Below are 13,185 nucleotides of genomic sequence, written 5' to 3'. Positions count from 1 at the left end.
GGGGCGGGGAGCCGGCCGGCCCGCGGGCCGTGCGTGTGCTGGAGTTGCCTTCGATGTCCGCCGAGCTGCAAGAAACCGCCCCTGCCTCCCGTCCGGTGCCGCGTCCGGGCGTGCTCGAAATCCAGGCCTATGTGCCGGGCAAGAGCCACGCGCCGGGGGTGGAGAAGGTCTACAAGCTCTCGTCCAACGAGACGCCGCTGGGGCCCAGCGAGAAGGCGGTGGCCGCCTTCGCCGAGGCCGGGCGCAACCTGCAGGACTATCCGGACGGGGCCGCCCATGTGCTGCGCGAGGCCATCGCCCGGGCGCAGGGGCTGGATGCCGACCGCATCATCTGCGGCGCCGGCTCCGACGAGTTGCTGAACCTCGTGACCCACACGTTCGTCGGGCCGGGGGACGAGGTGGTGTTCTCCGAGCATGGCTTTCTGGTCTACCGCATCGCCACCCTCGCCGCCGGCGGCGTGCCGGTGGTGGCGCGCGAGACCAATCTCACCACCGACGTGGACGCGATCCTCGCCAAGGTGACGCCGCGCACCCGCGTGGTGTTCGTGGCCAATCCGAACAATCCCACCGGCACTTATATTCCCCTCAGCGAGGTCAAGCGCCTGCATGCGGCGCTGCCGCCCTCGGTGCTGCTGGTGCTGGACGCGGCCTATGCGGAATATGTCCGCCGCAACGATTACGAGACCGGGCTGGAACTGGCGCTGTCGGCCGAGAATGTGCTGATGACCCGCACCTTCTCCAAGATCCACGGGCTCGCCGCCCTGCGCATCGGCTGGGCCATCGGCCCGGCTCACATCATCGACGCCCTCAACCGGGTGCGCGGCCCGTTCAACATGAACACGCCGGCGCTGCTGGCCGGCGCCGCCGCCATCCAGGATGCCGCCCATGTGGAGAAGGCGGTGGCCCACAATGCCCAGTGGCTGCCGTGGCTCACCCGCGAGATCGACGCGCTGGGCCTGCATGTGACGCCCTCGGTGGCGAATTTCCTGCTCATCCATTTCCCGCCCGAGGCGGGCCGCACCGCCAGGGAGGCCGACGCCTTCCTGACCCGGCGCGGCCTGATCCTGCGCTCGGTCGCCTCCTATGGCCTGCCGGACGCGCTGCGCATGACGGTGGGCTCGGAAGAGGCGAACCTTCTGGTGGTGGCGGCGCTGAAGGATTTTCTTGAAGGAAAGCCGGCGTGAGCGGGGTGGTCGCGAACCGGGTCGCGGTGATCGGCGCGGGGCTGATCGGCTCGTCCATCGCCCGCGCGGTGCGCGAGAAGGGCCTTGCCCGCACCCTGGTGGTGGCCGACCGTGACGCGGGCGTGCGGCGCCGGGTGGCCGAGCTGGGCTTCGCCCACGGGGTGGCGGCGACGGCGGCGGAAGCGGCGCGCGACGCCGACATCGTCGTCGTCTGCGTGCCGGTGGGGGCCTCCCGCGCGGTGGCGTGCGAGGTGGGGCCGCAGCTGAAGCCCGGCGCCATCCTGTCCGACGTGGGCTCGGTCAAGGGCGCGGTGCTGGAGGCCATGGCGCCCCATGTGCCGCCGCATGCTCACCTGGTGCCGGCCCATCCGGTGGCGGGCACCGAGTTTTCCGGCCCCGACGCCGGCTTCGCCAGCCTGTTCGAGAACCGCTGGTGCATCGTCACCCCGCCCGAGGGCGCCGACCCGGAGGCGGTGGAGAGGCTCGCCGCGCTGTGGCGCGGCATGGGCGCGAACGTGGAGTTCATGAGCGCCCAGCATCACGACCTGGTGCTGGCCATCACCTCCCATGTGCCGCACCTCATCGCCTACAACATCGTCGGCACGGCGGCGGAGCTGGAGGAGACGCTGGCGTCGGAGGTCATCAAGTTCTCCGCCGGCGGCTTCCGCGACTTCACCCGCATCGCCGCCTCCGACCCCACCATGTGGCGCGACGTGTTCCTCTACAATCGCGACGCGGTGCTGGAGATGCTGGGCCGCTTCACCGAGGACCTCACCGCCCTGCAGCGGGCCATCCGCTATGGCGACGGCGACACGCTGTTCGCGCATTTCACCCGCACCCGCGCCATCCGCCGCTCCATCATCGAGCAGGGCCAGGAGACGGCAGCGCCGGACTTCGGCCGGCGCGCGGCGGAAAAGCCCCGGCACGAGCAGAGCTGAGGCGGCGCGGCGGGGTGCCGTCGCACCGGTGCGGCAATGCCTTGCGGCAATCCGTTGCGCCACCCCCCTTGCAGCGTACGCGCGGCTCGGGTATCACAGCCGCTCCTGAGCGCAACCGCCGAGAGCTGAGCCCGTGTCGTCCCGCACGACCAAGATCGCCGCCTCCGCACCCCGGACCCTGACGGTTCCGGGCAACGCTCTGATTCTGCGCGCGCTTCTTCTCCTTAGCCGCCCCTGAGGGCCGGCCGGGCCATGCCTGGGCGCTCAGGGGACCTGATCCGCCGCCGGGAGAAGACCCGGCGCCTGTTTCGGCTTATGATCCGGCACATGCCGCGCCCATGCTCCACCACGAGAGCGCTCCCTTGACGGAGCTGGCGCCCGCCGGACTGCGAGAAGGACCGTTCCGATGACCGATACCCCCGCCGCTTCGTCCGCTTCCGCCTCGGAGAAGGACCGGGTCATCATTTTCGACACCACCTTGCGCGATGGCGAGCAGTGCCCCGGCGCGTCCATGACCTTCGAGGAGAAGCTGGTGGTGGCCGAGTTGCTCGACGACATGGGCGTCGACGTGATCGAGGCCGGCTTTCCCATCGCCTCCATCGGCGATTTCGAGAGCGTGGCGGAGATCGCCCGCCGGTCCAAGCGCGCCACCATCTGCGGCCTCTCCCGCGCCGCCCTCAACGACATCGACCGCTGCGCCGAGGCCGTGAGGCATGCCGGCAAGGCGCGCATCCATACCTTCCTCTCCACCTCCCCGGTGCACATGAAGTACAAGCTCCAGAAGGAGCCGCACCAGGTGCTGGAGATGATCGTGGCGTCGGTTTCCCGCGCCCGCAACCACGTGGACGACGTGGAGTGGTCGTCGGAGGATGGCACCCGCACCGAGATCGATTTCCTCTGCCGCTGCGTGGAGGCCGCCATCGACGCTGGCGCCACCACCATCAACATTCCCGACACCGTGGGCTACACCACGCCGGCCGAATACCAGGCGCTGTTCCGCACCGTGATCGAACGGGTGCCGAATTCGGACAAGGCGGTGTTCTCGGTCCATTGCCACAACGACCTCGGCATGGCGGTAGCCAATTCCCTGGCCGGGCTCGCCGGCGGCGCGCGGCAGGTGGAGTGCACCGTGAACGGCATCGGCGAACGGGCCGGCAACGCGGCGCTGGAGGAGGTGGTGATGGCCATCGATACCCGCTCCGACGTGCTGCCCTACCGCACCGGCATCAACACCCGCATGCTCACCCGCGCCTCGAAGCTGGTGTCGGCGGTGACCTCGTTCCCGGTGCAGTACAACAAGGCCATCGTCGGCCGGAACGCTTTCGCGCATGAAAGCGGCATCCACCAGGACGGCATGCTCAAGCACACCCAGACCTATGAGATCATGACCCCGGAAAGCGTCGGCGTCTCCAAGACCTCGCTGGTGATGGGCAAGCATTCCGGCCGCGCGGCGTTCCGCGACAAGCTCAAGGCCATGGGCTACGAACTGGGCGAGAACGCCCTCAACGACGCTTTCGCCCGCTTCAAGGACCTCGCCGACCGCAAGAAGGTGGTCTATGACGAGGATATCGAGGCGCTGGTCGACGAGGGCATCACCGTCGCCAACGACCGCGTGAAGCTCATCTCCCTGTCGATCATCGCCGGCACCCATGGCCCGCAGCGCGCCACCATGAAGCTCGACGTGGACGGCGTGGTGAAGACCGAGGAGGCCGAGGGCAACGGGCCGGTGGACGCCACCTTCAACGCCATCAAGGCGCTGGTGCCGCACACCGCGAAGCTGGAGCTCTACCAGGTGCATGCGGTGACCGAGGGCACCGACGCCCAGGCGGAAGTCTCGGTGCGCCTGGAGGAGAACGGCAAGGTGGTGACCGCCCGTGCCGCCGATCCCGACACCCTGGTGGCCTCCGCCCGGGCCTATGTGACCGCGCTCAACAAGCTGCAGCTGAAGCGCCAGAGCGTGAACCCCCAGACCGCCGTCGGCTGAGCGGCGATCGCGTTTCACCCACATCGACACGCCCGGCTTCGGCCGGGCGTTTGGTTTGGAATGCCGGCGCCGCCCGTCCCGGTCCGTGGCCGTCCCTGCGCCGCGCGCCGCGACCCGCCGCGCGACCTGTCCACTCCGCCCGCTGCGCCCCCTTCCGCGCCCCTTTCCGCGCCCCTTGCCGCTCCTTTGCGACGCCGCCTTTCCCGCCGCCGTCCGCGCGACTTGGGCGCGCCACCTTCTGCGCGACTTGAGCGCGCGACTTGGGCGGGCGCGGACGCCCGATTGCGCGGACAGGCCGTCTCCCGCTTTCCCTTCGCAATGCAGCATTTTCGCGCGGCGGCCGGCTTTTCCCACTTCCGGCGTGAAGACGTTCGCCAACCCCTTGGCATGATCGGCAACGCGCATTACGACACACCGAGACCGCCGCCATTCGCCACGGCGAGCGGGCGCCGCCCGCATGGGGCCCAGAGGTCCTTTCCCGGTGATCGTCGAGAGCCACGCCGTGTCCTCGGGCCCGGGTTCCAGGGAGCGCCCGTTCATGTCGCGAGAGAGATGAAGCGGATCACGGTTGCCTTCGCCGGCGAGGCCGCCGAACAGATCGGGGGACGGTCCGGCTCCACGGAGGGACTTCATCCATGCGTAACAAGGTTTTCGCCGACGCGAAAAGTGCGCTCGACGGCATCGTCGCCGACGGCATCACCATCATGGCCGGCGGCTTCGGGCTCTGCGGTATCCCGGAGAACCTCATCGCCGCCATTCGCGACCTCGGTCCCAGGCACCTCACCGTGATCTCGAACAATTGCGGCGTGGACGACTTCGGCCTCGGCATCCTGCTGGCCAACGACCAGATCAAGAAGATGGTCTCGTCCTACGTGGGCGAGAACAAGCTGTTCGAGAAGCTCTACATCGAGGGCGCGCTGGAGCTGGAGTTCAACCCCCAGGGCACGCTCGCCGAGCGCATCCGCGCCGGCGGCGCCGGCATTCCGGCCTTCTACACCAAGACCGGCTACGGCACGATCATCGCCGAGGGCAAGCCCACCGCCGAGTTCGATGGCCAGCACTATGTGCTGGAAACCGCGCTGCACGCGGACCTGTCCATCGTCAAGGCCTGGAAGGCCGACACCGCCGGCAACCTCGTCTACCGCAAGACCGCCCGCAACTTTAACCCGATGATGGCCACCGCCGGCAAGATCACGGTGGCCGAGGTGGAGGAGGTGGTCGAGGTCGGCGCGCTCGATCCCGATCACATCCACACTCCGGGCATCTATGTGGACCGCATCATCGTCAGCAAGGACGCCGAGAAGCGGATCGAGAAGGTGACCACCCGCAAGCGCTCTGAAGAGGTGAAGTGATGGCCTGGACCCGTGAGCAGATGGCGGCCCGCGCCGCCCAGCAGATCCGCGACGGCTTCTATGTGAACCTCGGCATCGGCATCCCCACCCTGGTGGCCAACGCTCTGCCCCCGGGCATGACCGTGACCTTCCAGAGCGAGAACGGCATGCTCGGCATCGGCCCCTTCCCCTATGAGGGCGAAGAGGATGCCGACCTCATCAACGCCGGCAAGCAGACCGTGACCGAGGTGCCGGAGACCGCCTATTTCTCCAGCGCCGATTCGTTCGCCATGATCCGCGGCGGCCACATGGACCTGTCCATCCTCGGCTCCATGCAGGTGTCCGAGCACGGCGACATCGCCAACTGGATGGTGCCGGGCAAGATGGTGAAGGGCATGGGCGGCGCCATGGATCTGGTGGCCGGCGCCAAGGAAGTGATCGTGCTCATGGAGCACGTGGAGAAATCCGGCGCGCCGAAGCTGGTGGAGCGGTGCACGCTTCCCCTCACCGGCACTCATGTGACCGACTTCGTCATCACCGACCTTGCGGTGTTCGAGTTCACCACGCGCGGCGGCGCCCTGGTGCTGAAGGAACTGGCGCCGGGCGTGAGCCTCGACGAGGTGAAGGCCAAGACCGCCGCCAGGTTCGAGGTGGGCCTGTGAGCGGGCCGCGGCCGCGCAGGCGCGGTGGCCGCGGGCGATCATGACTGCGGGCGGGACGGCGGAAGCCGTTCCGCCCGTTGTCTTTTGGGTGCGGCCGCCGGCCACGTCCGCGCGGCGATTGAGCGAAACCCGCCCGGCAGCGGTCGAGCACCGGGGCGATGGCCGCAGGCTGCGGGCGGGGCCGGCCGGATGCCCACTTGCGCCGGACCTCCGGCTTCTATAAAAAACGAGCGCTCGCTCGGTTTTTTGGGCGAGTATTGTTGCGCCGCAAGATGTTCCCGCGTTCCGGGGCGTTCGTGCGGCGCCTGCCGGAGGCGGGCCCGCCGTCCCGGTCGATCGCGGAGAAACGCCCATGGATTTCGCCATCTCTCCCGAGCTGGAGGCGCTGCGCCAGCGCATCGCCGCCTTCGTGGCCGAGGAGATCCTGCCCCACGAGGCGGATCCCGAAGCCTATGACGCCCACGAGAACATCCGCGCTGACCTGCTGGGCGAATTGCGGGCGAAGGCGCGGGCCGCCGGCCTGTGGTGCCTGCAGCTGAAGCCGGAGACCGGCGGGCTGGGGGTCGGCCGGGTCGGCATGGCGGTGTGCTATCCGCAGATGAACCGCTCCATCTTCGGCCCTGTGGTGTTCAATTCCGCCGCGCCCGACGACGGCAACATGATGATGTTCGAGGCGGTGGGCACGGCCGACCAGAAGGCGCGCTGGCTCGCCCCCATCGTCGAGGGCAAGGTGCGTTCCGCCTTCGCCATGACCGAGCCGCACCCCGGCGGCGGCTCCGATCCGGGCATGATGCTCACCCGCGCCGAGGCGCAGCCCAGCGGCGCCTATCGCCTCTATGGCCGCAAATGGTTCATCACCGGGGCGGAGGAGGCGGCGCACTTCACCGTCATCGCCCGCACGTCCGATGATCCGCGCACCGGGTTGACCGCCTTCGCCTTCCATCGCGATGCGCCGGGCTGGCGCATCCTGCGCCGCATTCCCATCATGGGGCCGGAGGAGCATGGCGGCCATTGCGAGCTGGAATTCGACGGCCTGGAGATTCCGCCCGAAGACATTCTGCTGGGGGTGGGCAAGGGGCTGAAGGTGACGCAGATCCGCCTTGGCCCGGCCCGTCTCACCCACTGCATGCGCTGGCTGGGCCTGGCCGCCCGCTGCGTGGAGATCGCCCGCGACTATGCCGCCCAGCGCCACGGCTTCGGCGTGCGGCTGGCGGACCGGGAGAGCGTGCAGCTCATGTTGGGCCGCCTCGCCATGGAGATCGAGATCGGCCATCTTCTGGTGATGCGGGCGGCGTGGGAGCTGGATCGCGGCGGCCTCGCCCGCAAGGAGGTGTCCATGGCCAAGATCCAGGCCGCCAACACCCTGCACCACGCCGTCGACACCGCCATCCAGATCAATGGCGCGCGCGGCTATTCCAAGGACACGGTGCTGGAGTGGATCTACCGCTATGCCCGCCAGGCGCGGCTGGTGGACGGCGCCGACGAGGTGCACCAGATGGTGCTGAACCGCTTCCTGGACAAGGAGCAGGGCGACTTCTGGCGGTGGCCGGTGGCGACAGGGGGCGTGGCATGAGCGTCGGGTTCGATGTCGACGCGCTCGACGCCTATCTGAAGGCCCATGTGGCCGGGCTCACCGGCGTGCCGCGCCTGACAGCCATCGCCGGGGGGCAGTCCAACCCCACGTTCTTCGTCGATTACGACGGGCGGGCCCTGGTGGTGCGCAAGCAGCCGCCGGGCGAATTGCTGCCCTCCGCCCATGCCATCGACCGTGAGTTCCGCATCATCCGCGCCCTCGCCGGCACGGATGTTCCGGTGCCGCCGGCGCTCGCCTATTGCGCCGAGCGCACGGTGATCGGCACGCCGTTCTACGTGATGGAGAAGGTGGACGGCCGGGTGTTCCACGACTGCACCTTGCCCGGGGTGCCGCCGCAGGAGCGGGCCGCCATGTACGCCGCCATGGCGAAGACTTTGGCGGCGCTCCACAATGTGGACGTGGCGGCGGTGGGGCTGTCCGACTTCGGCAAGCCGGGCAATTATTACGCGCGCCAGATCGGGCGCTGGACCCGGCAATGGGAGCTGTCACGCACCCGCGACGACGCCAATATCGACCACCTGGTGGCATGGCTGCCCGCCCATGTGCCCGCCGATGACACCACTAGCCTGGTGCATGGGGACTACCGCATCGGCAATCTCATGTTCCATCCCACCCGGTCCGAGGTGGTGGCGGTGCTGGACTGGGAATTGTCCACCCTGGGCCATCCGCTGGCGGACCTTGCCCATTGCGCCATGGCCTGGGTGTCGCGGCCCGACGAGTATGGCGGCATCGCCGGCCTCGATCTCGACGCGCTGGGCATCCCGGGTCGGGAGGCGTTCGTGGCGGCCTATGGCGCGGTGGCGCGTCACGGGCAGGCGCTCACCGATTTTCACATGGCCTTCGCCCTGTTCCGCTGGGCGGTGATCTTCGAGGGCATCGCCGCCCGGGCCAAGGCGGGCAACGCCAGCGCCGCCGGCGCCGCCGAGACCGGCCGGCTGGCCGCCGCCTTCGCCCGGCGGGCGGCCGATCTGACGGGGGTGGGCTGATCGCGGCAAAGGGACCGGCAGACCGCGCCGGCCCCAGGAGACGAACGGGGCTGCGCCTGCGCGGCCCGTGCCGTGCGCGGCCCCGTGGGGCGGGCGATGGGCGGATGGGACGACGCAGGTCGTGCCGCGCGGGGCATTGTCTGTCCCGCTGCGGAGGCGTATGCAGACGGAACCAAACAAACGTTTGATGTAAGGTGCTGCCGCCACCAGGGGCCCTCGCGCGGGGCTGGCGGCGGGCGCATCTTGCGGAACGGCACAGGAGGAAGCGCCGCATGGAACGGTTGGCGGTCATTGGGGCCGGTCTCATGGGGGGCGGCATCGCCCTGGACGCGGCCCGCCACGGCATCGAGGTGGTGGTTTATGACGCCCGCCCCGAGGCAGGCGACGCCCTGCGGGCGCGCGCTGCCGGCGTCTACGGCCGCTGGGCCAAGTCCGGTCGCATGGGCGAAGCCGATGCCGCCGCGGCGCTGGAGCGCCTGCGCCCCGTCACCGAGCTGGACGCTGTCGAAACCGCCGGAGTGGTGATCGAGGCGGTGTTCGAGGACCTCGCGGTGAAACGCGAGCTGTTTGCCGCGCTCGAGGGGCACCTGGCGCCGGCCGCCATCCTGGCCACCAACACCAGCGCCCTGAAGGTCGGCGACCTGTCGCAGGGCTTCGGCTTCGCGCCGCGGGTCCTGGGCCTGCATTATTTCAGCCCGGCGGAAGTCTCGCCCCTGGTGGAGGTGGTGCGCTCCGAGGCGACCTCGGATGCCACGGTCGAACGCGCGCTGGCCTTCCTGGCGGCCACCCGCCGCACGCCGCTGCCGTGCCGGGACCGGCCGGGCTTCGCCATCAACCGCTTCTTCTGCCCCTATTACAATGAGGCCGCCCGCATCGTCGAGGACGGCCTTGCCGGTACGGCGGACGTGGACCAGGTGGCCCGGGAGCGCATCGGCGCCGCCGCGGGGCCGTTCACGGTCATGAACCTCATTCGCCCGGCGGTGTCGGCCCATGCCATGACCCATCTCAAGGCCCTCGGGCCCTTCTATGCCACCAGCGCCCTGCTGGCGGCGCAGGCAGAGCGGGGCACCGATTGGGCGCTCGACACCCGCGTGGCCGGCGCCGACCTGGACGCGGTGGAAACGCGCCTGCTGGGCGCGCTGGTGCTGCCGGCGCTGGAACTGGCCGCCGAGCAGGTGGCCGCGCCCGCCGCCGTGGACCAGGGCGCGGTTCTGGCGCTCAAGTTCAAGGAAGGGCCGTTCGCCCTCATCCGCCGCTACGGCACGGCGCGCGTCGAGGCGGCGGTCCGGGAGCTGTGCGCCCGGGCCGGTCATCCGGTGCCGGCCATTCCTGCCCTCGCCGCCGCCTGAGCCGCGTCGCGCCCCTGTCCTGATACCGGGCGAGAAGGCCCGGTCCCTGTGTTTCCGGGAGGAGAATTCCCATGAGCGAGACCGAAGTGTTCATCGTTTCCGGCGCCCGCACGCCCATCGGCGATTTCGGCGGGGCGCTGAAGGACATTCCCCCCACCGCGCTGGGCGCCCATGCCGCAAAGGCGGCCATCGCCCGGGCCGGCATCGCCGCCGCCGACGTGGGCCACACCGTGGTCGGCAACGTGATCCACACCGAGCCGCGCGACATGTACATCTCGCGCGTGGCGGCCATCGAGGCCGGCGTGCCCAAGGAGACCCCGGCGCTGACCGTCAACCGCCTGTGCGGCTCCGGCCTGCAGGCCATCGTCAACGCCACCCAGATCCTGAAGCTGGGCGATGCCGACATCGCCCTCGCCGGCGGCGCCGAAAGCATGAGCCGGGGCGGCTACCTGCTGCCCGCCGCCCGCTGGGGCCAGCGCATGGGCTCGGCCTCGGCGGTGGACATGATGGTGGGCGTGCTCACCGATCCGTTCGGCCACGGCCACATGGGCGTCACCGCCGAGAACGTGTCGGAGCGCTACCAGATCTCGCGAGCCGACCAGGACGCGGCGGCGGTGGAGAGCCATCGCCGCGCCGCCGCCGCCATCGCCGCCGGCCATTTCAAGGACCAGATCGCCCCGGTGGAGATCGCCAGCCGCAAGGGCACGGTGGTGTTCGACACCGACGAGCACGTGCGCGGTGACGTGAGCGCGGCGGACCTCGAAAAGCTGCGGCCGGTGTTCAAGAAGGACGGCACGGTGACCGCGGGCAACGCCTCGGGCATCAATGACGGCGCCGGCATGGTCATCCTCGCCACCGGGGCGGCGGTGAAGGCCAAGGGGCTGAAGCCCCTGGCGCGGCTGGTCTCCTATGGGCTCGCGGGCGTCGATCCCTCGGAGATGGGCATGGGCCCGGTGCCGGCGGTGAAGATCGCCCTCGCCAAGGCCGGCCTGACGCTGGACGACATCGACCTGATCGAGTCCAACGAGGCGTTTGCCGCCCAGTCCTGCGCCGTCAGCCGGGCACTCGGCTTCGATCCGGCCAAGGTGAACCCGAACGGCGGCGCCATCGCGCTGGGCCATCCGGTGGGGGCTTCGGGCGCCATCCTCGCCATCAAGGCGGTCTATGAGCTGCAGCGCGCGGGCCAGCGCTATGGCCTCGTCACCATGTGTATCGGCGGCGGCCAGGGCATCGCCGCCATCGTCGAGCGGGTCTGAGAGCCAGCCCGGAAGGCCCGGTCGGGCCTTCCGGGCTGTGGGCCCGTCAGCGCTTGCGCGGGGCCCTTGCGGGCTTGGCCGCCGGGGCGGGCGTGGCCGCGGGCGTCGCCGGTGCCAGGGCCGCGAGCACGAACGCGCTCACCCGCGCGGCGTAGGTCGCCGCGTTCACGCCGCGCTTCTTGTATTTGCCGCGCTTCACATACCAGTCCTGCAGCAGTGGCTTGATGAGGGTGGCGGTAAAGGCGACATCGTCCACCGCGAGGCAGCCGGCGCGCGCGCCCTGCTCCAGCACCTGTGCGAACATGCGCTCGGTGGCGAGTTCGCTTTCCACTGCCGCCTTGCGCGCGGCGGGCGGAAACGCCTTCGCCTCCATGTAGGCGAACACGAACCAGGGCTGCATGGCCTCCGACAGCGCCACATGGGTGGCGATGAGCCAGGAGAGATGACGGGGCGGGTCGGCGCGGATGTCGTCGGGCACCGCGCCGAGCGCCTCGGTGACGGCGTCCGCCACCTGCTCCAGGATCATGAGCAGAAGCGTGTCCTTGCCGTCGAAATAGGAATACAGGCCCCCCATGCTGATGCCCGAGGCGCGCGCGAGGTCGCGCAGGGTGGTGGCGTGGAAGCCCTGCCGGTTGGACAAGGTGAGCACCGCCTCGACGATGCGGACGAGATTGGCCACGGCGACCCGGGGCTTCTGCACCTTGATGGTGTCGCGATGGCGTTCGTAGATGCGCCCGCACAGGGCCTCCAGCGCGTAATCGCTGCCGGCGGACGGGCGCCGCTCTTCGTTCAACGTCTTGTCTCCCCGCGCGCTTTTCTCGTCGTGGCGGTTTCGTATGACAGGCCGCGAGGTGAAAAAGTCAAGCGAGCGTTCGTTCGGCACTGCGGCACGCCGCGCCCCACCGCCCCGCGACCGGTCCGGCGGCGCGAGAGTGCTGTTCCGGCCGCAACGCACACGCTATAGCTTGGGCGGCGGCGATGACACGCGGACGAAACCGCCGGTGCAAGGTGCCGGACGTCCGCGTGGCGGGATGTCGGCTGCCCGCGCCTTCAAGTTCCGCGATCCTGTTTCAGAACGGATGATCGGGCGGCCTCCCATGTTCAGGACCATTGCCATCGCGGCGGGATCGCTCCTGCTGCTTCCCACAATGAATGTGGCGCGCGCGGCGGACGCGGGCGTTTGCGTGACGTACGCCAATGCCATGGTCGCCATGACCGTGCGCGGCCAGAAGGCCAAGTGCAGCGTCTTCACGCCGGCCGGCCTCAATTGGGATGGCCATTTCAACTGGTGCGGCGGCCAGGACCCGGCCAAGGTCCGGAATGCCGAGGAGAGCTGGTCGGCCCGGCTCGACGGCTGTCTCTTCAGCGCCCAGGCTCAGGCCCAGGCGGCCCCTCCCGGCAAGCCCATCGTGCACGAACTGTCCGGCAAGTGCATCGTCACCGTCGGCGGACCCGCTACCTCGAACGGCACCGATCTCGTCATCTGGAACTGCAAGGATGCGCGGATGAACGCGGCGAACCGCTGGGAACTGACCCAGAACGGACAGATCCGCAACGCCACCACCGGCAAGTGCATCGACGTGTCCGGCGCGCCGGGCGTGGACGATGGTCGCCCGATCCAGGTCTGGGATTGCGAGGGCACCGCCAATACCGACCAGCGCTGGGCGCTGCGCAATGGCTTCATCGTCAACCAACTGTCCAACAAATGCATCGACGTGTCCGGCGCACCGGGCACCGCTGACGGCAGCAAGCTGCTGTTGTGGACTTGCGAGACCTCGGGGCGCAACCCCAACGGCTCCACCACCGACCAGCGCTGGCGGTTCTGATCCGAGGATGTTCCGGCCCGTGTGGAGCCGGGACGTCAGCGGCGGAAGACCCCGCTTCCGCCCCCGAGCGGGCGT

Annotated in this window: 11 protein-coding genes; 10 read left to right on the top strand and 1 reads right to left on the bottom strand. The window is 69.7% G+C overall.

The genetic code is table 11. The features are described from left to right. Positions 1–53 precede the first annotated feature (53 nt). The 9 genes from hisC to V5F53_RS16140 all read left to right on the top strand — a co-directional run bounded on the left by hisC (position 54) and on the right by V5F53_RS16140 (position 11,284). The gene (hisC, locus tag V5F53_RS16180; RefSeq protein WP_393994838.1) at positions 54–1,184 is read left to right on the top strand and encodes a histidinol-phosphate transaminase; all 1,131 of its coding nucleotides are present in this window, start codon (positions 54–56) and stop codon (positions 1,182–1,184) included. After that, a complete protein-coding gene (locus V5F53_RS16175) occupies positions 1,181–2,122 on the top strand; it encodes a prephenate/arogenate dehydrogenase family protein (RefSeq protein ID WP_393994839.1) in 942 nt (313 codons plus the stop codon). Before hisC ends, V5F53_RS16175 begins: the two co-directional genes overlap by 4 nt. A 406-nt stretch (positions 2,123–2,528) precedes the next feature. Next, positions 2,529–4,106 (top strand): 2-isopropylmalate synthase, encoded by a 1,578-nt coding sequence (locus V5F53_RS16170; protein WP_393994840.1) that lies wholly within the window; start codon positions 2,529–2,531, stop codon positions 4,104–4,106. A 635-nt stretch (positions 4,107–4,741) separates the two neighbouring features. Further along, positions 4,742–5,458, top strand: coding sequence for a CoA transferase subunit A (locus V5F53_RS16165; protein ID WP_393994841.1), 717 nt, complete (start codon positions 4,742–4,744; stop codon positions 5,456–5,458). Beyond that, positions 5,458–6,099, top strand: a complete 642-nt coding sequence (locus tag V5F53_RS16160) for a CoA transferase subunit B (protein WP_393994842.1) — start codon at positions 5,458–5,460, stop codon at positions 6,097–6,099. The genes V5F53_RS16165 and V5F53_RS16160 overlap by 1 nt, the downstream gene beginning before the upstream one ends. A 352-nt stretch (positions 6,100–6,451) precedes the next feature. After that, positions 6,452–7,672 (top strand): acyl-CoA dehydrogenase family protein, encoded by a 1,221-nt coding sequence (locus tag V5F53_RS16155; RefSeq protein WP_393994843.1) that lies wholly within the window; start codon positions 6,452–6,454, stop codon positions 7,670–7,672. Next, the gene (locus V5F53_RS16150) at positions 7,669–8,679 is read left to right on the top strand and encodes a phosphotransferase family protein (protein ID WP_393994844.1); all 1,011 of its coding nucleotides are present in this window, start codon (positions 7,669–7,671) and stop codon (positions 8,677–8,679) included. The genes V5F53_RS16155 and V5F53_RS16150 overlap by 4 nt, the downstream gene beginning before the upstream one ends. Positions 8,680–8,951: 272 nt before the next feature. Further along, complete coding sequence (locus tag V5F53_RS16145) at positions 8,952–10,028, top strand: 3-hydroxyacyl-CoA dehydrogenase family protein (RefSeq protein WP_393994845.1); 1,077 nt, start codon at positions 8,952–8,954, stop codon at positions 10,026–10,028. Between the two features lie 71 nt (positions 10,029–10,099). Next, positions 10,100–11,284 (top strand): acetyl-CoA C-acyltransferase family protein, encoded by a 1,185-nt coding sequence (locus V5F53_RS16140; protein ID WP_393994846.1) that lies wholly within the window; start codon positions 10,100–10,102, stop codon positions 11,282–11,284. 46 nt (positions 11,285–11,330) lie between these two features. On the opposite strand, the gene V5F53_RS16135 is transcribed toward V5F53_RS16140, so the two are convergent. Beyond that, entirely contained in the window at positions 11,331–12,077 is a 747-nt protein-coding gene (locus tag V5F53_RS16135) for a TetR/AcrR family transcriptional regulator (RefSeq protein WP_393994847.1), read from the bottom strand. A 43-nt stretch (positions 12,078–12,120) separates the two neighbouring features. On the opposite strand from V5F53_RS16135, the gene V5F53_RS16130 reads away from it, so the two are divergent. Beyond that, the gene (locus V5F53_RS16130; RefSeq protein ID WP_393994848.1) at positions 12,121–13,110 is read left to right on the top strand and encodes an RICIN domain-containing protein; all 990 of its coding nucleotides are present in this window, start codon (positions 12,121–12,123) and stop codon (positions 13,108–13,110) included. Positions 13,111–13,185: the final 75 nt, after the last annotated feature.

It is taken from the genome of Xanthobacter cornucopiae (genome assembly GCF_043195065.2).
In the GTDB taxonomy this organism is placed as follows: domain Bacteria; phylum Pseudomonadota; class Alphaproteobacteria; order Rhizobiales; family Xanthobacteraceae; genus Xanthobacter.
This window is presented reverse-complemented; position numbering and strand designations above follow the sequence as displayed.